The organism is Salinactinospora qingdaonensis (assembly GCF_039539445.1).
Classification (GTDB): Bacteria; Actinomycetota; Actinomycetes; order Streptosporangiales; family Streptosporangiaceae; genus Salinactinospora; species Salinactinospora qingdaonensis.
This window is the reverse complement of record NZ_BAABDD010000003.1, coordinates 286478-309170: the sequence shown is the minus strand read 5'-3', so window position 1 is coordinate 309170 and position 22693 is coordinate 286478. Positions and strand designations below refer to the sequence as shown.

The window sequence follows — 22693 nt, the reverse complement described above, 5'->3', positions numbered from 1 at the left end:
GGCGGCTACGCCCCCGAGTTGTGACAGCGACCGTCGCCCCGAGGAGCTGCCGAGATCGCGGAGCGATCGAGGTACGAGCGGTGGAAGAACATTCAGGTCACCCCGCCCCCGCGTTTCGGCGGGCGACGCCGGCGCGGTGGCTGCCCCGCCACCCTCTTGGCGTCGCCGTCTTCTGTTTGCCGCGGGTGGCTCCGGCGCACAGTATCCATGCTCGGTGCCGGCGGGTGTCGAAAGCGAGAACGGTGCTGCGTTGCGGTGCCATCGTCTCAACCGGTGAGGGTGACCACCGAGGGGTGGGTGCCGAACAGGCTCACCGGCACGGTGTGGTGTTCCCGCAGGCCGGCGGCTTTGGCGTGGGAGAGGTGCTCCTCGGCGTCGTGCAGGAGCAGCACCGCCCGCCCTTGCGGGGCCAGCACTCGCCGCAGTTCGCTGTAGAACAGGTGCGGCTGCTCGGCGAGGGTGCCGTGTGCGGTGACCTGGCGGCCCCACGGCGGGTTGCTCACCACCCGGTCCACGCCGCCGGTGGCCAGCGGCAGCCGGCCCGCGTCGGCGCGGGTCCAGGTGAGGGGGTTGGCGTCGGCGAGCCCCACGAGGTCGGCGTTGGACACGGCCGCCGTGAGCGTCGCGCCGTCGTGGTCGCCGCCCAGCAGTTGCGCTCCCGGCGCGAGCGCGCCGGCCTCGATGAGCAGCGTGCCCGTGCCGCAGCAGGGGTCCAGCACCCACTGTCCCGGTTCGCTATCTGCCAGCAGCGCCATAGCCGCGGCCAGCGGCGGGTGCAGCGTGCCCACTGTGGAGGACTGCTTGTAGTCCCTGCGGTGCAGCGGCCGTTGGGTGATGCGCAGTGCCAGCACCGCCTGCCGATCCTCCAAGGTCACCCGGAACGAGGCGTTGCCTTCGGGCGGTGCGACGTTGCCCCGCCGGGAGTGGTACGGCAGGTCGAGCAGTGCCGCGACCCGTTCGCCTACGGTGTCCTCGATGTCGTAGCGGCTGTAGGTGCGCCGGCCCAGAAACGACGCGGCGACGTCGACGCCGTGGGGAGTCTCCGGCCCGCCGCACTGGTGGCGCGAGCGCAGCGCCTCGCGCAGCGGCGCCTCGGCGGCCGGTTCGGCGAAGGCGGGCAGGTCGGCTTTGGTGTGACCGACGTCGTCGACGATTCCGACCACGAGGAACAGGTCGTCGACGGTGCGCAGCCCCAGCAGTTCGGGGGTGGGCTCAGCCGCGGCGAACCACACCTCGCGGTGGCGCAGGTGTTCGACCTCGCCCAGCCGGCGCTGCTCGATCTCGTGGGCGGCGACCTCCTCCAGGCCGCGCAGGGTCCGCGCCATCACGCGAACTGCCATCACCGGTTTCCTTACCTTTTGCTGGGTGGTTCGTTCCTGAGCGTCCATAGGGTCGGGAGGGCCGCGGGGAGCGTCGGGTAGGGCCGCCATCGACGTGCCACCTGGGTGGCTGGAGAGGATTGGCCGCGTGGGCTCCTCTCGCCCCGCCTGCCGTGCCCGACCTTGCGCGCAGAGGTTGCGAAGAGCCTCGTCGTCCGGCCTCTGAGCAGTCTGCGCGCGGCCCCGCAAAGCCTATCCAACACGCCCGAGGGGCGGGCCCCGCGAGCCCTGTCGGCGGGCAGGGGGCAGCCTCCCGTCGGCGGTCCCGTCCCTCAAGCGCAGCCGCCTCCCGCGCGCCCAGCGGCGGGAGGGGTGATGGCGGGCCGGGGCGCTAGCACGACTCCAGCAGTGTGCGTACGCGGTCGAGGAAGGCGGCGCAGTAGGCGCCGTCGAAGGTGCGGTGGTCGAAGGACGCGGTGAGCACACCGACCTGGCCGATGCCCACCTGCGGCCCGTCGGCGCCGTGCTCCACCACGGGCCGGGAGGTCACCGTGTCGCAGGAGAGGATGGCCGACTGGGGCTGGTTAATGACCGGGATGGTGAACAGGGTGCCGCTGCGGCCCAGGCTGGACACGGTGAAGGTGCCCCCTTCCAGGTCGGCGACGCCGAGCCGGCGCTCGCGCGCCCGGGAGGTGAGGTCGTCGATGCGTTCCTGGAGTTGGGTGGGGGTGAGTTCCTCGGCGTGGCGCACGACCGGCACGACCAGGCCCGCGTGGTCGAGGTCCACGGCCACGCCCAGCCCCACGTGGTCGAACACTCGGATACCGCCCTCCTCCCAACTGGCGTTGACCAGCGGGAACTCGGCGATCGCCCGGGCGCACGCCCACCCCACGAAGGCCACTACGCCGGGCGGGCGCTCACCGCCGTGGGCGGCTCGGGTCGCCAGCACCCGGTCGAAGCGGACCTCCACGGCGGTGGCGGCGTGCGGGCTGGTGGCCAGCGAGTCGACCATGTGGGCGCCGATGCGGCGGCGCAGCCCGCTGGGCCGGGTCAGGGTGCTGCTGCCGCGCGGGTCCTCGGCGGTGGCGGTCGGCTCGGCCATCACTCGTCCTCGCTGACGATCACACCGAGCAGCGCGCGGACCTCCACCACCTCGCCGGGGTGGGCCACGATCTGTTTGAGGGTTCCGGTGGCCGGCGCGGGCAGCACCTCGCGGGCCTTCTCCGCCTCGATCTCCAGTAGGTCGGCGCCTTCGACGACGGTGTCGCCCTCCTCAACGTACCACTCCAGGATCTCGGCCTCCGACATGCCCATCCCGTACTGCGGGAGCCGCACCTCGTTGTCCATGCTCACTTCTCCTTACGCCAGCGCGCGGCGCACCGCCGCCACGACCTTGTCCTTGGACGGGTAGATCTGCCGCTCCAGCGCGGGGCTGAACGGGACGTGCACGTCGTCGGTGGTCACGCGCACCACGGGTCCGCGCAGTGCGTCGAAGCACTCCTCGACGAGTTGGGCCGCGATCTCGCCGGCGGCGCCGCAGGTGCGGTTGGCGGGGTCGACCACGACGCAGCGGCCGGTGCGGCGCACCGACTCCAAGATGGTGGGCCAGTCCATGGGCACCAGGGTGCGCGGGTCGACGACCTCGGCGCTGATGCCCTCGGCCTCCAGTTCGGTCGCGGCCTCCAGGCTCTGCACGAGGCCGTGGCCGATGCCGACGATGGTCACGTCGGTGCCGCTGCGGCGGACGGCGGCGCTGCCGATGGGCACGAGGTGGTCCTCGGCCTCCGGCTCGGGGCCACCCCGGCCGCGCCGTCCCCACAGGTTGGCGTCCTCGAAGCACAGCACCGGGTTGTCGTCGCGGATCGCGGACTTGAGCAGCCCTTTGAGGTCGTAGCCGTTGCTCGGCAGGATGATCTTGAGGCCGGGCACGTTCATGAACATCGGGTAGGGCCGGTCGGCGTGGTGGGCGGCGGTGCCGCCGTGGTAGTACAGCGCCTGCCGGTAGACCACGGGCACCCGCGCCTGGCCGCCGTACATGTAGCGGCTTTTGGCGACCTGGCTGATGAACTGGTCCATCGCGCCGAACATGAAGCTGGCCACGGTCAGGTCCACGATGGGGCGCAGCCCGGCCATAGCGGCACCGGCCGCCATTCCCACACTGGCGGCCTCCGACAGCGGCAGGTCGCGGATGCGTTCCGGGCCGAACTCGTCGAGGAAGCCCTCGGCGGCGCCGAACACGTTGGCGCGCAGGTCCTGGCCCATGAGGATCACGGTGGGGTCGCGGTGCATCTCCTCGTACTGGGCTTGCCGGATGGCTTGCAGGAACCCCGGCGCGCGCCCGCCCTCGGCACGGGGGCGTTCGCGTTGCGGCGTGGTCATCGGGCGTCCTCCTCGGTGACGTAGAGGTCCCGGTATGCCTCGGCGGGGTCGGGGGCGGGGCTGGTGCGGGCGAACTCCACCGCGGCAGCGACCTCGGCGGCGGTCTCCTCGCGTACCTGCCTCCGGGCCGCGTCGTCGACCAGGTCCCAGTCCGCCAGCCGCCGCTCGAACAGCACGACGGGGTCGCGTTCATCGCTCCAGGCGGCGACCTCGGCGGCGTCGCGGTAGGCCGTCTTGACCCGCAGGCCGTAGGCGTGTTCGTGGAAGCGGTAGGTCTTGGCCTCGATGAGGGTGGGGCCGTCGCCGCGGCGGGCCCGGTCGACGGCGGTGCGGGCCGCCTGGTAGCCGGCCACCACGTCCTGGCCGTCGACGGCCACGCCGGGGATTCCGTAGGCGACGGCGCGGGTGGCGATGTCGGGTACCGAGGTCAGCGACTCGGCGGGGACGCTGACCGCGTAGCCGTTGTTCTCGCACACGTAGACCACCGGCAGGTTCCACACCGCGGCCAGGTTCAACGACTCGTGGAACACGCCTTCGTTGGCGGCGCCGTCGCCGAAGAAGCACACGCACACGCGCTGCTCGCCGAGCGTGCGGGCGGCCAGCCCGGCGCCCGTGGCCACGGGGATCGCCGAGCCGACGATGCCGGACTCGCCCAGGCTGCCCACGGAGAAGTCGGCCAGGTGCATGCTGCCGCCCTTGCCGTGGCAGATCCCGGTGGCCTTGCCGAGCAGTTCGGCCATGAGCCGGTCCATGCCCGCGCCTTTGGCGATGGGGTGGCCGTGGGAACGGTGGTTGCCGGTCATGTAGTCGCTGTCGCCTGTGGCCAGGCAGGCGCCGACGATCGCGGCCTCCTGGCCGATGCTCAGGTGCACCATCGCGGGCAGTTCGCCCGCGTGGAACAACTCGATCGTCGCCTCTTCGAACATTCGCACGCGCAGCATCCTGCGCAGCATCTCGATCGCGAGCTCGCGCCCGTGCTCTCCCTGAAGTTCTGGGGGAACCGTTGCCCACGGCGCGGCTTGGTTGTCCACGACGCTCATCGCTGCCTTTCCGGCGGGACCCGCCTATCTGGTCAACATCAGTGTTAACACAGGGTGTCGTGTGTGCGCCAGTGTCGATGCGGCTCTCGCGTGTGCCGCTTTCCCGTTTCCTTCGCTGGTTGTGGAGGTGTTCTCCGGCTGACTCACGCTTGTCAGCGTATCCGTTGACGGAAGGAAACCGTAGTGCTAGCTTCTTGTCAACGTAAGCGATGACGTTAGGGGGGTTCATGGAAACCCGGGAGCAGGCGGCCGCGGCATCCGGTGCGCGCCGGAACGCGACCCCCGCTTGGGCGGCCCCATGTGACCGGCTCGGGCATGACCGCGTCCTCCGAACCCGCCTGGGCGAGCGCGGTCACGGCCCCCAACACCGCGCGGCGAACCCGCGCCCGCCGTGGCCGGGAAGCGACCTTGGAGGTGACAACAGATGCTGAGTGAGATGCAGGTGCGACCACCCGACAACGACACCGTGTCGCCGGAACAGCTCCGCCAGGTGATGGGTTACGTCCCCACGAGCGTCGCCGTGGTGTCGGCGATGACCCGACGCGGCCCGGTCGGCCTGACCGTGGGGACCTTCGTCTCCGCCTCGCTCGATCCGCCGCTGATCGGCTTTTTGCCGGCGCGGACCTCCACCACTTGGCCGCTGATCGTGCCGGTCGGCTCCTTTTGCGTCAGCGTCCTGGGGGCAGACAACGAGCAGCTCAGTCGGCAGTTCGCCACCTCCGGTGGCAAGAAGTTCGAGGGAGTGCCCTGGTACACGAGCCCCCACGGTTCCCCCGTCATCGAGGGCTGCCTCGCCTCGTTCGACTGCGCCTTCGAACGCTGCTACCCCGCCGGCGACCACTGGTTCGTCCTCGGTCGCGTCCTCGATCTGGATGTACGCGAATCAGGCCATCCGCTGGTGTTTTGCCACGGCGGCTATGAGCGCCTGGCGTCCGCCCCCGCTATCCCGTCTGGAGGCTGAAACACGATGCGTGTTGGCATGAGCTGTATCTTCGAGGGCCACGAGGCCGCCAGCGACGAAGAGGTCTACCGCGACGAGCTGAAACTAGCCGACCTGGCCGAACCGCTGGGCTTCGACGCGCTGTGGGGCGTGGAGCACCACTTCACCTCCTACACCATGTGCCCCGATGTGCTGCAATTTCTCAGCTACATGGCCGGGCGCACCGAGCGCATCCAGCTGGGGTCGGGCGCGGTGATCCTGCCGTGGCACGACCCGGTGCGGGTCGCCGAGCAGGTCGCCGTCCTCGACATCATCTCCTCGGGGCGCTACATCTTCGGCATGGGCCGCGGGCTGGGCCGCATCGAGTTCGAGGGCATGCGCATCCCCATGGACGAGTCGCGGGAACGCTTCGTCGAAGCCTCCCAGATCATCTTGCAGGCCCTTGAAACCGGCATCATCGAATACGACGGCACGTACTACAAGATCCCCCGCCGCGAGCTGCGCCCCCGCCCCACCCGCGGCTTCGACGACCGGCTCTACGCCGCCGCGGTCTCGCCCGAGTCGGTGCGCATCATGGCCGACGTCGGCGCCGGCATCCTCATCAACCCGCAGAAGGACTGGATGGAGGTCGCCGACGACCTCGACCAGTACCGACAGACGTTCCGCGAGCTCAAGGGCGTCGAAGCGCCGGCGCCGATCGTGACGGGCTGGGTCTGCTGCGACGAGGACGAGATCAAGGCCCGCGACATGGCCCAGGAGTACATCGGCGGCTACTACGAGTACGTCCTCAACCACTACGAGCTGGCCGGCCGCCACTTCGACACCACGCAGGGCTACGAGTACTACCAGCGGCTGTCCAAGGCCATCCACAAGCACGGCTCCAGCAAGGTCGTCGACAACTTCATCGAGCTACAGATCTGGGGCACCCCCGAGCAGTGCTATGAGCGCGTCCTCGACATCCGCTCCAAGGTCGGCAACGACGGCTTCAACGGTGTCTTCTCCTTCGCCGGCATGCCCCCCGAGACCGCTGAGCGCAACATGCGCCTCTTCGCCGCCGAGGTCATGCCACGGCTTCAGCAACTCGACGACACCAAGGCGGCGTCGTGAGCGGCGGGTGGCCCCGACCGCGCGTGGTCGGCGAGGGGCTGGACTTTCCCGAAGGACCGGTCTATCTGGGCGGCGGCGCCGTCGCCGCCGTGGAGATGCGCGGCCAGCGCGTCACCCGGATCGACCCTGACGGGGCGACCACCACGCTGGGCCGCCTCGGCGGCGGCCCCAACGGGGCAGCGCTGGGCGCCGACGGGGCGATCTACGTCGCCAACAACGGCGGGCTCGCCGCCGCCGACGACGGCGGCTACTGGCACGCCCCCGAGCCCATGGACGGTTGTGTGCAGCGCGTGGCCGGCGGCGCGGTCTCGACGGTGGCCGCCGACCTGCCCGGCGACCCGCCGCACCGCCCCAACGATCTGTGTTTCGGCCCCGACGGGCGGCTCTACGTCACCGACTCCCACAACTGGGAGGACCTGCGCAATCTGCGGCCCGGCCGGATCGTGGCCATAGGCCCCGGGGGTGAGGTGGAGCAGGTCGCCGAGATGGCGGCGATGCCCAACGGGATCGGCTTCGCACCCGACGCCGAGCGCATGTTCGTCGCCCAGTCGCTGACCCGCAAGGTCTGGGCCTACCCCTGGTCACCCGCCGGCTTGGGCGAGCCCGAGGTCGTGTGCAAGCTGCCGTCGGGATCGCCCGACGGGTTCTGCTTCGACGCCGAGGGCAACCTCTACGTCTGCGGCAGCGTGGGCCACGTCATCCACGTCTTCGCCCCCAGCGGGAAGCTGCTGCGCAGCATCGACACCGAGCCGGGGGCGCAGCCGACGAACTGCTGCATCGGCGACGGGCAGCTGTTCGTCACCTACTCCATGCCGGGCCGAGTGGTCGCCTACGACATCGACGCGGCACCCCTGGAACTGTTCGCGTTCAACCTGGCCGGCGTGGGAGGCGGTAGCTGATGAAGTTCGCGTTGATGTACGAGATGCCGGTGCCGCGCCCGTGGTCCCACGACAGCGCCCACACCGCCTTCAACGATGTCCTCGACCAGATCGTGCTCGCCGACCGGCTGGGTTTCCACAGCGTCTGGACAGTCGAGCACCACTTCCTCGACGAATACTCCTTCTCCTCGGCGCCGGGCGTGTTCTACGGCGCGGTCGCGGCCAAGACGCACAACATCCGCATCGGCCACGGGGTGCGGCTGCTGCCGTTCCCTTACAACCATCCGGTCCGCGCGGCTGAGGCGGCGGCCACCGTCGACGTGCTCTCCGGCGGGCGCCTGGAGTTCGGCACCGGCCGCTCGGGCACCCGCGTCGAGTTGGAGGGCTTCGGCATCGACCCCAACGACACCCGCCCCATGTGGGAGGAGGCGCTGGACGTCATCATGGGCTGCTGGACCCAGGAAGAGTTCTCCTGGGACGGCGACTACTTCAAACTGCCCCCGCGCGGGGTCGTACCCAAGCCCATGCAGCAGCCCCACCCGCCGCTGTGGGGCGCCTCCTCCAGCTCCGACAGCCACGAGGTCGTCGGCGAGAAGGGGCTGGGGCTGCTCTCCTTCTCGGTCGCCGCGGCCCCCGAGACCCTGGTCAACCGCTTCGACCGGTACCGGCAGGGCTTGCGCCGCGCCAAACCCGTCGGGCAGATTGTCAACGAGCAGATCGCCACCTTCACCCAGGTGCACTGCGCCCCCTCCACCGAGGAGGCCCACGCCGCGGCACGGGAGTGCTTCGGCTGGTACGTACAGACCTCCCTGAAGGCGGTGGCGGAGCTGGGCGACTGGAAGGACGGCGCGCAGCTCGGCAGCTACGAGTACGCCAAGAAGCTGCTGGGCGGCATCGACATCGACTCGTTGGACTTCGACTACCTGGTCGGCAACGACGCGGTCATCGTCGGCAACCCCGACGAGTGTGTCGAGATGGCCAAGCGTTACGAGGCTGTGGGCACCGATCTGCTGCTGTGCCTGGTCCAGCCCTACAACATCCCGCACGAGAAGGTCATGCAGTCGATCGAGCTCCTCGGCCGGCACGTCCTTCCCGAGTTCGACTGACCGGACCACCCGCCGCCCGCGCGGCGGGGGAAAGGAACCGATCATGTCCCCGCGACCCACGGTTCGGGTATCGGACTGGGTGCGGCTGCACGCCCGCAACACTCCGAACAAGCCCTGCTTCGTCACCGACACCGAGTCCTTTACGTTTCGCCAGGTCAACAGCCGCGTCAACCGGGTGGCCAACGAGTTGGCCCGCATGGGGGTCGGCAAGGGCGACCGGGTGGCGCTGTTCGCCACCGACACCCACCGCTACATGGAGGCCCTGCTGGCCTGCATGAAGCTCGGCGCGGTCTACGTCCCGCTGAACTTCCGGCTCACCCGCCCCGAGCTGGAGCTGCTGCTGCGCACCGCCGAAGCCAAGGTGCTGTTCTTCAGCGAGCGCTACGCCCCGCTGGTGGAGTCGGTGGACGTGCCCACCCTGCGCTCCACCATCGGCTTCGAGAAGACCGCGGCCGCCGACCGCGACTTCGACGAGCTGATCACCCGAGGTGAGGACGTCGAGATCGACACGCCTTTCCTCGACGACGAGATCATGTGCCTGGCCTTCACCAGCGGCACCACCGCCCTGCCCAAGGGGGTGCTGCATTCTCAGCGCATGACCAAGCACCTGGTGATGCAGTGCATCCTGGAGCGGCGCCTGCCCGCCGAGAGCTTCCACTACTCGGCGGCGCCGCTGTTCCACGTGGCCGGCATGTGCTACGTGCTGGCCGGCGTGGCGCGAGGATATCCGTCGCTGATCCTGCCGGCCTTCGACCCGGACACGGTGCTCACGTGGCTACAGCGCGACGTGCTCAACGGGATCTTCCTCGTGCCGACCATGATCGACACCCTGTTGCAGCAGCCCGGAGTCGAGACGGTGGACTACTCGCGGCTGCTGTCGATCGCCTATGGGGCCGCGCCGATGTCGCCCACGCTGCTGCGCCGTGCGATGAGCGTCTTCGGCTGCGACTTCATGAACATGTTCGGCGCCGGTACCGAGGCCGGACTGCAAACCGTGCTCACCCCCGAGGACCACCACCGCGCTCTCAACGGTCACGAGCACCTGCTGGGCTCCATCGGCAAGCCCGGCATGGGGGTCGACCTGCGGCTGTGCGACGACGACCTACGCGAGGTCCCCGACGGCGAGGTCGGCGAGATCGTCACCCGCTCCGACGCGGTGATGAGCGGCTTTTTGAACATGCCCGAGGAGACCGATCGGGTGTTGATCGACGGCTGGTTCCGCGGCGGCGACATGGCCTGGCGCGACGACGAGGGCTACCTCTATCTCAGCGGGCGCAAGAAGGACATGATCATCCGCGGTGGGGAGAACATCTACCCCATCGAGATCGAGCAGGTCCTCAGCGAGCTGCCCGATGTGCGCGAGGTCGCCGTGGTCGGCGTGCCCGACAGCCACTGGGGTGAGGTGGTGCGCGCCCACGTGGTGCTCGCGCCGGGCGCCTCCTTCGACGAGGACGCCGTGCGCGCCTACTGCCGCGAACACCTGGCCAACTACAAGATCCCCGCCGCCTTCCAGGTGGAGGAGGACTTCCCGCGCAACGCCAGCGGCAAGATCCTCAAGCGCGTGCTGCGGGGGGAATCGCCGAAGGCCACCCCGTGACCGACCCGCCGGCGCGGCGGGCGAATGCGCCGCCGACACCCACCCGTGCGTTCGAAGGGACACTGTGTTGCTATCGTCTCAAGCGACAGTAATTTCAACGCTAGTGTTCACAATGCGGGCCGGCGGTCGGCCCGAAGGATGGAGCGGTGGTGAGCTCGACACGCAAACAGGGCGCGGCTGGGCAGAGCGACATCGCGCGCCGGCGCACCCAACGGCGCCTGGCCAGCGGGCGCAAGTCCGACGCCCGCTGGCAGGAGGTGCTGGAGGGCGCCGGCCGCGTCTTTCAGCGGGTGGGCTATCCCCAGGCCACGCTGGAGGACGTCGCCAACGAGGTCGGTATCAACCGCGCCACGCTCTACTACTACGTGGGTACCAAGGAGGAGCTCCTCGTCTCCCTGCTCTACCGGCCCATCGAACAGATGCGCGTCGACCTGGAGGAGATCGTCGCCAAGGAGATGCCGCCCGGCCAGAAACTGGCCACGGCGCTGCGCACCTACCTCGTGGCCCTCTCGGAGCGCCCCGAGTTGTTCATCTTCCTCGGCGAGAACATCGACAAGGTGATGACCGTCCACGAGGCCGAGGAGATCCAGCGCAACGCCGACCGCTACGGCCGGCTGCTGACCAGCGTCATCGCCGACGGCGCGGCCTCGGGCGAGTTCCGCGCCGACCTCGACCCGCAGGTGGCCACGATGGGCATCATCGGGATGGTCAACTGGATGTACCGCTGGTACGAGGAGTCGGGCTCCAAGAGCCTCGTCGAACTCGGCGAGACCTTCGTCGAGATGGCGCTGGCCAGCCTCTCGCCCGAAGCCGCCAACCGGGTCGGGGCGGCGGCCGACCCGAGCTGAGTGGCCAGCGGCCGGTCGCTACGCGCGATCGCGGAGCAGTCAGCCGAGCCTGCCGATCGGTCCCAGCTAGAGACCAGCCCGAGGTGAGCGGCGGCCGGCCGGGGCCGGACCGTGGTCGGCCGCTCCTGGCCGCTGCCGGCCAGGGCCGTGGCCTTCCGGTTGCAGCCGGCGGCGACCATGGGTGAGCTGACCGGCCGGGTCGCCCTCGTCACCGGGGCCGCCGCCGGCATCGGCGCGGCCACCGCGCGGGGGCTGGCCGCGGCCGGTGCCAGCGTGGTTCTCGCCGACCGCGACGCCGACCGGGCCGCCGAGGAAGCCTCCTCGATCGCCGCCGAGCATGGCCCGGCCATCGGCCGCGGCGTCGACGTGGCCGACCCCGACGCCGTCGACGGCCTCGTCGCCGAGGTCGTCGACCGTTTCGGCCGCCTCGACATCGCCCACAACAACGCCGGCGTTCCCGGCGTCACCGCCGACACCGCCGACTACCCGCGCCGCGTCTGGCAGCGGGTCCTCGACGTCGACCTCTCCGGTGTCTTCTACTGCATGCAGGCCGAGATCACCCGGATGCGCACCCAAGGCGGCGGCGCCATCGTCAACACCGCCTCCGGCGCGGCCCTGCGGGGCGTGCCCGGAGCCGCCGCCTACGCCGCGGCCAAGCACGGTGTCGCCGGGCTCACCAAGAGTGCCGCTCTGGAGTACGCGGCCGAGGGCATCCGCATCAACGCGGTATGCCCGGGGCTGGTGCGCACCGGCATGATCGATTTCGACACCGACGGTTTCGAGCGCGCCCACCCGATCGGGCGCGCCGCCCACCCGACGGAGATCAGTGCGATGGTGTGCTGGCTGGCCGGCGACGCGGCCTCCTACGTGACCGGTGCCGTGCTCCCGATCGACGGCGGCCTCACCGCCGGATTGGCCCGGCCATGACCGGCGGGCAAGGCGAGGGCGAGCGGCCGGACGCGGCCGACGCGCCGGGTGGCAGCGGCCCACCGGAGGCGGCCGAGCGGCCGGGGGCCACGGCCGGACCGGCCGAGAGCGGCCAACCGGACGCGGCCGAATCGACCGGAGACACGACCTGCCACGTGGTGCGGCCCGGCGCCCTGGCCGGGATGACGGCGCTGGTCACCGGCGCGGGAACCGGTATCGGCCGGGCGGTGGCGCTGCGGCTGGCCGCGCTGGGCGCGCTGGTCGTGGGGGTGGGGCGCACGGCGGCCACCCTGGAGAACACCGGCGAGCTGGCCGCGGCCACCGCCCCGGCCGGGCGGTTCCTGGCCAGACCGGTCAACGTGCGCGACCGCGCGCAGGCGGCCGAACTGGTCGCCTCGGTGGGCCGCGAGCACGGGCTCCAGCTCCTGGTCAACAACGCCGGCGGCCAGTTCGTGGCCCCGGCGCGGCAGCTGTCGCGCCGGGGCTGGAACAGCGTCATCGACCTGAACCTCACCGCGATCGCCACCCTCACCACGGCCGCACTGCCGTGGCTGGCTCAGCGCGGCGGCAGCGTGGCCACGATCTCGCTGTCGGCACCGGAGAACGGCATCCCCAACCTGTCGCACTCGGCCGCGGCCCGTTCGGCCACCCTGGGGATGACCCGGGAACTGGCCGGGCGGTGGTGGCCGGACGGCGTCCGCCTCAACTGCATCGCCCCGGGAACGGTGCTCACCGAGGGCGTGCGCCACGAGCTACCGCCGGATGTGCTGGCCGACGTCCTCGCCCGAACCCCGCTGGGCCGCGACACCCGGCCGGCCGAGGTGGCCGAGCTGGTCGCGTTCCTGGCCACCCCGGCAGGAGCGCAGCTCACCGGCCAACTGCTCACCCTCGACGGCGGCGCCACCCTCACCGGCGCCACCCGCGCCCTGTCCGGGGGATGAGGGCCTACGCGCTGTTTCCCGAAAGGGGCGGCGAGCGCGTCGACGGAGGGGCAGCGCACGGTGTCGCCGGTGTAGTCCAGAACGGCGCCCGCCGGATCGGCGATGCGATAGCCCAGCGCCGGGACCGCGTGCTCCATGGGAAGGGTGCGGATGGTGTAGCCGCCTTCAACGCATTCGCCGCCCTCGGCGGGGTCGAACTCGACGTAGCGGGGGTGGACTTTGCCCTTCATGTCGTCCCACACGCCCGGGTAGCTCAGTTCGAAGAGCTGGCTCACCCGGTCGGCGAAACCGGTGGGGCCGATCAGGACCGGTTCGCGCTCGCGGGGACCCTGTAGTGCCCGCTCCAGGAGCAGGAAGATGATGTCGAAGAAGTGGTCGGCGTGGAAGTGCGTGATGAGGCAGACGTCGATGGAGCACGGGTCGATCCCGTCCACCGGCAGGCTGTTGCGGTGCCGGTCGCGGATTTGTGGTCCGGGTGAGGATCGAGGCCGAGGGGCGGCAGTTGTTCAACCGGCAGCGTTTCGCCTGGTGAGGCGGTGACTGCGGGGTTCGTGTCCAGTGGCCCGTGATCACGGCGAGGGCCGGCGGTGGGCGCAGGCGGGTGAGCGCGCCCGCTGTCGCCCCGCGGGGCTGCCGAGATCGCGAAGCGATCGAGGCACGAGCGGACAACGACCACCCCTTGCACCCCACACCCCAGCCATCCGAAAAACAACAACCCAGCCCTGCCCGGCAGACGAGTGGGCGGTCTGGCCGTGCCCCCTCCGTGGTTCACGGCCAGACCGCCGGTTGGGGGCCGCCCGCCGTATCCGGCGCGCCGTGCTTCGGGGGGTGTGGCGACGGCGGTGGGCGGGCGGCCCGGTCGTGGGTTGCTAGTTGGCGTCGTCGGTGTCGGGTCGGGGCGGGCCGGTGTAGGTCCAGCGGCCCAGGATCGGGCGGTAGCAGCCGCGGGCGTGTTCGGTCGCGAAGACGATCCCGGCTGCCCCTGGCGGCAGCAGGGCGGCGAGGTCGGCCTCGACGGCGATCTGTGCGCCGTCGAGCGGGCCGCCGTGCAGCGTGATCGTGGGATTGGTGGTCATGTACATCACCGACATGTGGTCGCTGTGGGCGGCATAGACCTGACCTTCGGCGTTGTCGCAGGCGAGTTCGACGGGGGTGTCCATGGCGCGTGCCCAGCAGGCGAGTTCGTCGAGGGTGGCCACGGTGCGTACCTGGTGGGGTGCCCTCATCGGCCCGCCCCCGTGTGCGGGTGGGGCCGGTGGACGTGCCACCACACCAGCAGCCGCAGCCCTTCGAGGCTGGGGCGGATGTGCAGGCCGCGGGCATCCATGAGGTAGTAGCAGCCACTGGTTTCGCCGTACCACACGATCACCTGCGGACACTGGGCCTGTAACCGCGCTACGGCGGCGTGGGCGTGCAGGTGCTCGGGGGAGCGGCCCCAGCGCCGGGCCGGGCCGGTGTGAGTGTCCGGCCGGTGGGCCTGGCCCGGGGGTGGGGGTGTGCGTGTAGCACTCATCGGTGGCCCCCGTTCCTCGGGGCGGGTGCGCCGCCCGCGGGCTGGCTCGCGGTGAGGATGTCGCCGGCCACCGCGCCGGCGGCGGCGATGCGGGTGGCGGCCTCGGTGCCGCTCGTGCCCGCCAGGACGAGGCAGGCCGGTCCCAGGCGGAGCCGGACCTCGTGGGGCGCTTCGTCGACATAGCCGCCGGTGCTGACCCGCACCGCCCCGGGCGCGGCGAGCCGATCGCCGCTCACGACCACCGGTGGGGGCGTGCCGGGGTGGGCCTGGCCCTCATAGACCTCGACCAGGCGAGCCACCACCGCCGCGGCAGCCCCTAGCGAGCGGACATCGGCCGAACGGTAGCCGTACCGGTCGAGGACGTCGCGGATGGCGAGAACGAGGTCAGTGGAAACCGGGCGCGCGTTCACCGGGCCACCTCCCCCGACTCCACCACGGCCACGGGCGCGGGCGTGGCCACCGGCGTGAGCGCGTAGGGGCGCACCCGCGCGGCCCCACGCGGGCACTCACAGTAACGGCGCAGGAGATAACGCGCCTGCCGCGCCACCACACGGCGACGCCCCACAACAGACACCGGACCGCAAGCACGCGGCGCCGGCGGCACCAACGCACACGCCAGCAGCACGCAGAGCAAGATGAGACTACCGAGCGTCAATAATAGTCGCACGGGATGCCCCTCCTAACTGGATAAAGGTATGGGCAACTCAGGTAGCTACCATCATTAGGGGAGAGGAGCGCTTGGTGCAACCAAAAAACAGAGAATCCCTTATTTTTTTGTCGCACTAGACTGCATCCCATGGCACGCCCCTACAGCCCATCCGTGCGGCGTCGACGCCTTTCCAAGCAGCTCCGGCGCATGCGTGAGGACGCCGGGTACACGCTCCACGGCGCGAGCACTCGCTTGAAGTGGGCACGCGCCAAGCTCGGGCGGATGGAGAAAAGCGAGCTCAAGACGGTCAAACCAGCCGATCTTGACGCGCTTATGGAGCTGTACGGCGTCGACGATCCGGCCACGCGTGAGGCTCTGCATCAGCTCGCGCGAGAGGCGAAGCACAAAGGGTGGTGGTGGAAGTACAGGGACATCTTCGGGAGTGAACCGCTGCCGGATTTCGAGACCGAGGCGTCACTGATCAGGACCTATGAGGTGGCGACCGTACCCGGTCTGCTACAGACACCCGATTACGCCGAGGCGGTGTTCCGCGGCGGCCGGTATACGTCGCTTGACCACATCAAGCGTCAGGTGGAGGCGCGGGTCTCGCGGCGCGAGATTCTGAACCGGTTTGAGAAGCCGCCGCGGCTGTGGGCCGTCATCGACGAGGCAGCACTCCGGCGCCCGATTGGTGGCGTCGAGGTAATGCGTGGGCAACTCGACTACCTCTTGAGAGTAGGGCAGTCTGCGAACATAGACATCCAGGTTCTACCGTTTGCAGCAGGGGCGCATGCCGCGCTCGGTAGCCCGTTCACCATCCTGGACTTCCCCGAACCCCTGGATCTGCCGATCGTCTACACCGACAGTGTCGGAGCGGGACTCTTCGAGGAGACCGAAGAAGAAGTCGCAGACTGCGTCGCGATCTTCGGTGAAATCCAGGGCGCCGCGATGAGCACGGTGCAAAGCGCTGAACTCATCGAAGCCATAATGAAAGAGTAGTCATGGAAGCACCTGAGTTCCGCAAGAGCAGTTACAGCAATCGCAACCAGAACTGCGTAGAGGTTGCTGACCTTCCCGCCGGGGCAGCGGTGCGCGACTCTCAGAACCGCGAGCAGGGACACCTCTCGTTCGCAATCGAGGAGTGGCGCGCGTTCGTCGACGCCGTCAAGGGCGGTCGGCTCTAGGTCGACCGGACAGCAAACGGTCCCCTCACCCAACTGGGCGAGGGGACCGTTGCACCTGAGTTGCCGCTAGGGCATCGCCGCACAGCATACAGGACAGCAGGGGAGATTTCCGCTGGAAACGCGCCCCTCCCCGCTGGTGACTTCGCGGCGCGCGATACGACATCAACCTTTGCCATGGCCAGGGCCACCTTATAGGGGTTGAATTTCCGTGCGTGTCGTGGTCGTAGCCCCTTCCTCACGCTACGTGCAATAGGGGGGGGCTAAAGTGTGCGTGGGTTTTTCGAAAGCAGAGGACGACACGCCGTGGATGCGAGGACACTGCACGAGATCGCAGCCATCCCAGACCCACTCGACCGTGCCCGCGCGGCATCGAGTGCGATGGCGACGCTGCAAGGACAGTCCGTCGAACTGTCCCGGATTCGCCGCGCCGCCATCGTTGAGTCCCAGGCGGCGGGGATGCGCCAAGACGAGATCGCCCGCCATCTCGGCGTCACGCCCGGTCGTGTGAGCCAGATGAAGAAGGTGTCGGGAGAGGCCGAACATCAGGCGCCAACCGGCCCCGTAGAGCCCCGGCCGCGAGTACTGGTCGAGCGCGCGCTACCGACACCGCCGGCGGTGCGCGGCTCGAAGTCGCTCTACCTCAGCGAAGCCGAGCGCCAAGGACTCACCCCCGAACGCAAGATGCTGTTCATCGGCCGCGAGCCCGCCAGCGACCACGTGGCCGCCGGGCTGCACATCGAACCCGGCGACGACGTCATCGCCCGCCGGAAGATGTTCTGGGCCGACGAGGTGCCCGTGCGGATTTCGACCTCGTTCTTCCGCCTCGACATCGCCGAGGGGACCCGGCTCGACGGTGAAGGGTTCGTGCTGCCGACCCTCCAGGCCGCGATCGAGGATCTCGGCCACGTGTTCAGCCACGCCACCGAGACGCTGACCGCCCGGCCGCCCACACCCTACGAAGCCGACCTGCTCGACGTGCCCGGCGAATGGGTCATCCAGGTGCTGCGCGTGAGCACGAGCACGGACGACGTCCCGATCCACGCGCTGGAGACCATCTGCGCCGCCAGCCGCCACACGTTCCCCATCGGACAAGTAGCCGGTAGCGACCAGTTCTGACACACGAAAGCCCCTCGCCGAAGCGAGGGGCTACGCACATCCCTGGCGGATGTTCCCGCACGAATCGTAGCGCGCCATGGTGACGCCCACGAGAGTTGCGGTGCCTCACCGGAACGACCAGCCGGACCAGCGGTCGACGTCGACGAGGATCACGGGGCCGTCAGGGGGATCATCGCGGTACTGCGGGTAGCGCTCGTGTAGCCGGTCGAGCGCGTGGTCGCGTTCGGTGCCTTCGTGGATGATGCGGGCCGTGCCGTCGGCGCGGGCCCACCAGAGTTGTTCCCAGTCGTCGCTGTAGTGGTCGACGAGCAGGCACACCTTCGGGTTGGCCTCGATGTTGGCCAGCCGCTTCAGGTTCTTCGTGGACTTGGGCTTGTTGTCGACGGCGATGGCGATCGTGTCGCCGGCCACGGCGAAGGTGACCGGTACGAGGTGGGGCCGGCCGTCTGCGGCCACCGTGGCCAGGCGGGCGACGCGGCTCTCGGCGAAGGCCTCGCGCGTCTGCTCGGGAGTCCAACGCATGCCCGGTGCCTACCCGCCCCCTCGAACGCGGAAGCAGGCCCCGAAGGGCCTTCACCTCCCTGGAAACAAGCGGGATACGAGCGCCTCGATATCACCCGCACAGTGGGACCGCCGCGAGACCACAAGGGCCTTCCCGTCGGTGATCTCGCGCCGTGACGCCTGCCTGGAGACGGCCACTGGCGACCGGCGGTAGGGCGCGCGTCAATCGCCGGACAGCACCTGTTCGGGGGTGTCGACCCACAGGCTGTGCTGCCCGTCGGGAGTGATGGTAAGGCCGAGCCGGTCCCGTCCAGGACGACCGGCCGCCTCCCACGCTCGGCGGGCGGCGCCGATCTCGGCCCACAGGTCGCGCGGGCCGCACGTGACCGCCTCGTACACCTCCCCGGCGGGGGTGTACTCTCCCAGCGCCCACGAGCCCGTCTGGCGGCCGCGGTCGTAGACGTACACGCTGGCTTCGCCGGAGTCGTCCTTGGCCTCGTACGACACGAAGTCCACACCTTCGACGAGGTGGCCGACCGTGAGGCGCCAGCCGTCGTCGCGGTCGGCGATGCACCTGGGGTTCGTGGTGGTCTCCCCTGTCACGGCCCTCGGGTCGTGGTCGTCGACGTATTCGTGCCAGGGCCGGAACGTCGATCGCTGGTCACGCAGCATCATGAAGGGAGCGTCCCCCACGATCCGCCCGCGTGCGGCCCCGTGGTCCACCTCCAGCCGTAGCAGCACGCCGGAGGAGAACCACGTGGACCAGGGCGTGACGATCACCCCGCCAAGGCGGGTCTGGGTGATCCAGGCCGGTGGCACCGTGTGGGCGGCGACGGTGGCCAGCACACGGTCGAACGGCGCCTGCTCGGGGGCGCCGGCTGTGCCGTCGCTCACCAGGAGGGTGGGCTTGTAGCCGAGACTGTGCAGGTTGGCGCGGGCCTGCGCGGCCACGTCGGGGTCCACCTCGATCGAGACGACGTTCTCGTCCCCGAGGCGTTCGCACAACAGGGCGGTGTTGTAGCCGGTGCCGGTGCCGATCTCCAGCACCCGCATCCCCTCGGTGACATCGAGGGTTTGCAGCATCTCCACGACGAGTGACGGTTGGGAGATGCTGCTGGTCGGCAACCGTCCCCACTCCCCCTCTCCGCAGGGGTGGCCGTCGTCGATCTGGGTCATCAGTGCCCAGTCCTCATCCACCCAGCGTTGGTAGTCGGGGTCGTCGCTGGTGACGGGGCGGTACCAGCCGGGATGGTCGCGGGAGGACACCCACACCCGGTGTGGGATGAACAGTGTGCGGGGCACCGCCAGGACCGCGCGGTGCCAGGCGGGGTCCTGGATCGCACCTGTAGCGGTGAGGGCGCGGGCGAGCCGCGCCCCCGGGTGGTATTCGGTCACTTTCCGGGGGCCGTCCCGTCTCCGCTGGGGGTGGGGAAGTCTTCGCTGCCGTGCTTGTTGGGTTTGTCGCCGTCAGTGCCCGCGCTGCCGCCGCTGCCGCCGTCCTCGGGCGTGTCGGGGTTTTCGTGTTTGCCGCCCATCAGGGGCCTTCCTGGTCGGGGGACTCTCCCCAGGAAAGTAACCCTGTGTCATGAGCGTGTCACCGGTGATGGCCGTATTCGGCCATGCCACCCGGCCTGTCACGCCGAGCCGCGGCCCCTTCGGGCGGAGTGTGCCGCTGCCAGCATGGAGCTTCTCACTGTGCCGGTGGGTGATGCTAACGCCAGGCGCACCGGCGGCGAATCGGCTAGCCGAGGCTGTATCGACGTCTGGAGCCCTTACCACCGGCCCTCGCCGTCCAGCCTCAGATCGTGCCGGCGGTGCGCAGTGCGTCGTAGCGTTCCCGGCTCAGGCCCAGGAGGCCCTGGTAGACCTCGTCGTTGTGTTCGCCCAGGGCGGGTCCGACGTGGCGCACGGTGCCCGGTGTGGCGGCCAGGCGGGGGAAGACGTTCTGCATCGGCACGTCGCCCAGGTCGGGGTCGGGGCGGGAGATGATGCTCTCCCGCTCGGTGAAGTGCGGGTCGGCCAGCATCTCCGGGGCGCGGTAGATCTGGCCCACCGGGATGGAGTGGCGCAGCAGCGTATCGGTCAGCTCGCCCGCGCTGAGCGTGCGGGTCCAGTCGGCGATGAGCGCGTCCAGTTCGGCCTGGTGCTGTCCGCGCGCCGTGTGGCCGGCGTAGCGTTCGTCGGCGCCCAGCTCGGGGCGGCCCATCGCCTCGGCGAGGCGGCGGAACACGGTGTCCTGGTTGGCCGCGATCAGCACCATCGCCCCGTCCTTGGTGGGGTAGACGTTGGACGGCGCCACGTTGGGCAGGATCGGGCCGCTGCGCTCGCGCACGAAATCGGCCAGCGCATACTCGGGCACCAGCGACTCCATCAGCGCCAGCACCGCCTCGTAGATCGCCGCGTCCACCACCTGCCCGGTTCCGGTGCGCTCCCGCGAGCGCAGCGCGAGCAGCGTGCCCATCGTGGCGAAGGTCGCGGCCAGCGAGTCGCCGAGACTGATCCCCACCCGACTCGGCGGCGAGGCCGGGTCGCCGACCACGTAACGCAGCCCACCCATCGCCTCGGCGATCGCGCCATACCCCGGACGGGTGGCGTAGGGGCCGTTCTGCCCGAAGCCGGAAACGCGCACCATGATCAGCCCGGGGTTGAGCGCCGACAGCGCGTCGAAGCCCAGGCCCCACTTCTCCATCGTGCCCGGCCGGAAGTTCTCCAGCACCACGTCGGCGCCGCGCGCCAACTCCCGGGCCAGCTCCTGGCCCTCGGTGGTGCGCAGATTCAGGGTGACCGACTTCTTGTTGCGGGCGATGATCGGCCACCACAGGGCGCGGCCCCGCGCCTTCTCGCGGCCCCACTGGCGCATCGGGTCACCCACCTCGGGCGGCTCACACTTGATCACCTCCGCGCCGTAGTCGGCCAGGAGTTGCCCGCAGAACGGCCCGGCGATCAACGAGCCCATCTCGATGACGCGGATACCTTCCAGCGGTGGCGCTGACGTGCTCTCGACCATGCTTCGTCCTCCTATCCCCCCTGTTATACAATCTACGTAAACGTTGATGCAATAGAGTGTGGTGTAGCTGGAGGGGGCCATGTCCGTGACCACGGCAGAGATCGTCGAGGTGTCGCCGCGCGACGGGTTGCAAAACGAGACGACCGTGCTGTCCACCGCCGACAAACGCGCCCTCATCGGCCGCGCCGCCGACGCCGGCGCCCGCCGCATCGAGGCCACCGCCTTCGTCCGCCCCGACCGGGTGCCGCAAATGGCCGACGCCGACGACCTCGCCGCGCTGCTGCCGCTCGACGGCCCCGTGCGCCACACCGCCCTCGTCCTCAACGAGCGCGGCTACCAACGCGCCCACGACGCCGGCTTCCGCGAGGTCAACATGGTCGTCCTCGCCACCGAGACCTTCAGCCGCCGCAACCAGGGCGTCTCGGTGGCCGACGCGCTGCGCGCCACGGCGACCGTGCGCGGGCGGAGCAGGGACGACGGGGTGCGCCTGACCGTGACCGTGGGGGCCGCGTTCGGCTGCCCCTTCGAAGGCGAGGTCAGCCCGGCCCACCTGCGGGCAGTGCTGCGCGCCGTCGCCGAGCTGGCCCCCGACGAGTTGGCGCTGGCCGACACCATCGGCGTGGGCGCGCCCACCGACGTGGAGGAGCGCTTCGCCGCCGCCGCGTCGATCGCCCCCGGCGTGCCGCTGCGCGCCCACTTCCACGACACGCGCGGCACCGGCGTCGCCAACGCGGTCGCGGCGCTGCGCTCGGGCGTCACCGCACTCGACGCCAGCCTCGCCGGGGTCGGCGGCTGCCCCTTCGCCCCCGCGGCCTCGGGCAACGTCGCCACCGAAGACCTCGCCTACACGCTGGGCCGCATGGGCTACGACCTCGGCTTGGACCTGCCGCGGCTGCTCGTGGACGCGCGGTGGCTCGCCGACACCCTCGGCATCGAACCCCCGAGTTCGCTCAGCCGCGCCGGCCTGTTCCCGGCCCCCGCCGGTGACACGGCAGGGGAGGGGCGGCGATGAGCGCCCCGCCGGCCTCGCTGCGCCCCGAGACACCGCGCGCCGTGACGGTCGTCGTGGCCACTCCCACCCCCGGCCCCGGCGGCGGTGCGGCGTCGCCCGCCGACCTACCCGAGGCGCTGGCCACCACGGGTGCGCGCGTGCTGGAGCTGCGCCCCGATCCCGCGGCCAAGAGCGGCGAGCCGGCCACCACGGTCGACGGCGGGTGGCAGTTGACCACCACCTTCACCGGATCTTCGCTGCCCTGCGACCTCGCCGAGCCCGACACGGTCGCCGCCGCGCTGGCCACCACGCTGGGGGAGGCCGGAGCAGACCTGTGCCTGCTGGACCTGCGCCGCTGCCAGACGGTCCAGAAGTCGGCGGGCAATGGCCGAACCGGTCGGCCCGACCGGCCGGATTGGCCAGATTGGTCGGACTGGCCAGGCGACGTGGCCACCACGCTGGAGACGGCTTTCCTGCTGGCCCGCGGCTGCCACGCCGCGCTGGCCGCCGCCCCCGGCGCGCTCCTCGTCCTGGCCGAGGATGCTGCCGATACTGATGACGCTGACGCCGCCCGGCAGGCCACCATCAGTGCGCTGACCTCGCTGACCCGGTCGCTGGCCTTGGAATGGGCCGAGGCGGGTATTCGCGCC

24 protein-coding genes and 2 pseudogenes are annotated in these 22693 nt (G+C 70.4%); 13 read left to right on the top strand and 13 right to left on the bottom strand.

The annotated features are described in order from the left end of the window. Positions 1–266: 266 nt before the first annotated feature. From ABD848_RS05335 to ABD848_RS05315, 5 genes are all read right to left on the bottom strand, one after another. The gene (locus ABD848_RS05335) at positions 267–1340 is read right to left on the bottom strand and encodes a TRM11 family SAM-dependent methyltransferase (protein WP_344967900.1); all 1074 of its coding nucleotides are present in this window, start codon (positions 1338–1340) and stop codon (positions 267–269) included. Positions 1341–1710: 370 nt separating this feature from the next. Continuing rightward, positions 1711–2421, bottom strand: a complete 711-nt coding sequence (locus tag ABD848_RS05330) for a 2-oxo acid dehydrogenase subunit E2 (protein ID WP_344967898.1) — start codon at positions 2419–2421, stop codon at positions 1711–1713. Then, positions 2421–2666, bottom strand: a complete 246-nt coding sequence (locus tag ABD848_RS05325; RefSeq protein ID WP_344967897.1) for a biotin/lipoyl-containing protein — start codon at positions 2664–2666, stop codon at positions 2421–2423. The genes ABD848_RS05330 and ABD848_RS05325 overlap by 1 nt, the downstream gene beginning before the upstream one ends. A gap of 12 nt (positions 2667–2678) precedes the next feature. Further along, positions 2679–3698 carry an alpha-ketoacid dehydrogenase subunit beta gene (locus ABD848_RS05320; protein WP_344967895.1) on the bottom strand — a complete coding sequence of 340 codons (1020 nt, stop codon included), beginning with the start codon at positions 3696–3698 and terminating at the stop codon, positions 2679–2681. After that, positions 3695–4738, bottom strand: coding sequence for a thiamine pyrophosphate-dependent dehydrogenase E1 component subunit alpha (locus ABD848_RS05315; RefSeq protein ID WP_344967893.1), 1044 nt, complete (start codon positions 4736–4738; stop codon positions 3695–3697). The genes ABD848_RS05320 and ABD848_RS05315 overlap by 4 nt, the downstream gene beginning before the upstream one ends. Before the next feature lie 424 nt (positions 4739–5162). Here ABD848_RS05315 and ABD848_RS05310 point away from each other — a divergent pair, with 424 nt between their 5' ends. From ABD848_RS05310 to ABD848_RS05275, 8 genes are all read left to right on the top strand, one after another. Continuing rightward, complete coding sequence (locus tag ABD848_RS05310) at positions 5163–5699, top strand: flavin reductase family protein (RefSeq protein WP_344967891.1); 537 nt, start codon at positions 5163–5165, stop codon at positions 5697–5699. A gap of 18 nt (positions 5700–5717) precedes the next feature. Then, on the top strand, positions 5718–6785 hold the full coding sequence (locus ABD848_RS05305; protein WP_344967888.1) for an LLM class flavin-dependent oxidoreductase: 1068 nt from the start codon (positions 5718–5720) through the stop codon (positions 6783–6785). After that, positions 6782–7684, top strand: coding sequence for an SMP-30/gluconolactonase/LRE family protein (locus ABD848_RS05300; protein WP_344967886.1), 903 nt, complete (start codon positions 6782–6784; stop codon positions 7682–7684). The genes ABD848_RS05305 and ABD848_RS05300 overlap by 4 nt, the downstream gene beginning before the upstream one ends. Beyond that, on the top strand, positions 7684–8769 hold the full coding sequence (locus ABD848_RS05295; RefSeq protein ID WP_344967884.1) for an LLM class flavin-dependent oxidoreductase: 1086 nt from the start codon (positions 7684–7686) through the stop codon (positions 8767–8769). The genes ABD848_RS05300 and ABD848_RS05295 overlap by 1 nt, the downstream gene beginning before the upstream one ends. A 43-nt stretch (positions 8770–8812) precedes the next feature. Beyond that, positions 8813–10366, top strand: a complete 1554-nt coding sequence (locus tag ABD848_RS05290; RefSeq protein WP_344967882.1) for a class I adenylate-forming enzyme family protein — start codon at positions 8813–8815, stop codon at positions 10364–10366. A 149-nt stretch (positions 10367–10515) separates the two neighbouring features. Further along, complete coding sequence (locus ABD848_RS05285) at positions 10516–11214, top strand: TetR/AcrR family transcriptional regulator (RefSeq protein WP_344967880.1); 699 nt, start codon at positions 10516–10518, stop codon at positions 11212–11214. Between the two features lie 111 nt (positions 11215–11325). Continuing rightward, positions 11326–12141 (top strand): SDR family NAD(P)-dependent oxidoreductase, encoded by an 816-nt coding sequence (locus ABD848_RS05280; protein ID WP_344967878.1) that lies wholly within the window; start codon positions 11326–11328, stop codon positions 12139–12141. Next, positions 12138–13082, top strand: coding sequence for an SDR family NAD(P)-dependent oxidoreductase (locus tag ABD848_RS05275; protein WP_344967876.1), 945 nt, complete (start codon positions 12138–12140; stop codon positions 13080–13082). Before ABD848_RS05280 ends, ABD848_RS05275 begins: the two co-directional genes overlap by 4 nt. 98 nt (positions 13083–13180) lie before the next feature. Here the strand turns inward: ABD848_RS05275 and ABD848_RS05270 are convergent. The 4 genes and pseudogenes from ABD848_RS05270 to ABD848_RS05255 form a co-directional block, all read right to left on the bottom strand. Beyond that, positions 13181–13516 (bottom strand): annotated as a pseudogene (locus ABD848_RS05270) (MBL fold metallo-hydrolase); the annotation flags it as partial. A 435-nt stretch (positions 13517–13951) separates the two neighbouring features. Further along, positions 13952–14308 carry a hypothetical protein gene (locus ABD848_RS05265; RefSeq protein WP_344967874.1) on the bottom strand — a complete coding sequence of 119 codons (357 nt, stop codon included), beginning with the start codon at positions 14306–14308 and terminating at the stop codon, positions 13952–13954. Further along, a complete protein-coding gene (locus tag ABD848_RS05260) occupies positions 14305–14595 on the bottom strand; it encodes a hypothetical protein (RefSeq protein ID WP_344967873.1) in 291 nt (96 codons plus the stop codon). Before ABD848_RS05260 ends, ABD848_RS05265 begins: the two co-directional genes overlap by 4 nt. Next, the gene (locus ABD848_RS05255) at positions 14592–15005 is read right to left on the bottom strand and encodes a hypothetical protein (RefSeq protein WP_344967872.1); all 414 of its coding nucleotides are present in this window, start codon (positions 15003–15005) and stop codon (positions 14592–14594) included. The genes ABD848_RS05260 and ABD848_RS05255 overlap by 4 nt, the downstream gene beginning before the upstream one ends. 386 nt (positions 15006–15391) lie before the next feature. Here ABD848_RS05255 and ABD848_RS05250 point away from each other — a divergent pair, with 386 nt between their 5' ends. The 3 genes from ABD848_RS05250 to ABD848_RS05240 all read left to right on the top strand — a co-directional run bounded on the left by ABD848_RS05250 (position 15392) and on the right by ABD848_RS05240 (position 17544). Then, entirely contained in the window at positions 15392–16243 is an 852-nt protein-coding gene (locus ABD848_RS05250; RefSeq protein ID WP_344967870.1) for a helix-turn-helix domain-containing protein, read from the top strand. A gap of 2 nt (positions 16244–16245) precedes the next feature. Beyond that, on the top strand, positions 16246–16428 hold the full coding sequence (locus tag ABD848_RS05245) for a DUF397 domain-containing protein (protein ID WP_344967868.1): 183 nt from the start codon (positions 16246–16248) through the stop codon (positions 16426–16428). Positions 16429–16731: 303 nt separating this feature from the next. Beyond that, a complete protein-coding gene (locus ABD848_RS05240) occupies positions 16732–17544 on the top strand; it encodes a UTRA domain-containing protein (protein ID WP_344967866.1) in 813 nt (270 codons plus the stop codon). A gap of 105 nt (positions 17545–17649) precedes the next feature. Here the strand turns inward: ABD848_RS05240 and ABD848_RS05235 are convergent, their stop codons facing one another. From ABD848_RS05235 to ABD848_RS05220, 4 genes are all read right to left on the bottom strand, one after another. Next, entirely contained in the window at positions 17650–18066 is a 417-nt protein-coding gene (locus tag ABD848_RS05235) for a TIGR03668 family PPOX class F420-dependent oxidoreductase (RefSeq protein WP_344967864.1), read from the bottom strand. Between the two features lie 201 nt (positions 18067–18267). Beyond that, positions 18268–19440, bottom strand: coding sequence for a methyltransferase domain-containing protein (locus ABD848_RS05230; RefSeq protein ID WP_344967862.1), 1173 nt, complete (start codon positions 19438–19440; stop codon positions 18268–18270). Further along, a complete protein-coding gene (locus ABD848_RS05225; RefSeq protein ID WP_344967860.1) occupies positions 19437–19580 on the bottom strand; it encodes a hypothetical protein in 144 nt (47 codons plus the stop codon). The genes ABD848_RS05230 and ABD848_RS05225 overlap by 4 nt, the downstream gene beginning before the upstream one ends. Before the next feature lie 263 nt (positions 19581–19843). Continuing rightward, the gene (locus ABD848_RS05220) at positions 19844–21052 is read right to left on the bottom strand and encodes a CaiB/BaiF CoA transferase family protein (protein ID WP_344967858.1); all 1209 of its coding nucleotides are present in this window, start codon (positions 21050–21052) and stop codon (positions 19844–19846) included. Positions 21053–21131: 79 nt separating this feature from the next. On the opposite strand from ABD848_RS05220, the gene ABD848_RS05215 reads away from it, so the two are divergent. Both ABD848_RS05215 and ABD848_RS05210 read left to right on the top strand, forming a co-directional pair. Beyond that, the gene (locus tag ABD848_RS05215; RefSeq protein ID WP_344967856.1) at positions 21132–22064 is read left to right on the top strand and encodes a hydroxymethylglutaryl-CoA lyase; all 933 of its coding nucleotides are present in this window, start codon (positions 21132–21134) and stop codon (positions 22062–22064) included. Further along, positions 22061–22693 (top strand): annotated as a pseudogene (locus tag ABD848_RS05210) (hypothetical protein); the annotation flags it as partial. The gene ABD848_RS05215 and the pseudogene ABD848_RS05210, both read left to right, overlap by 4 nt.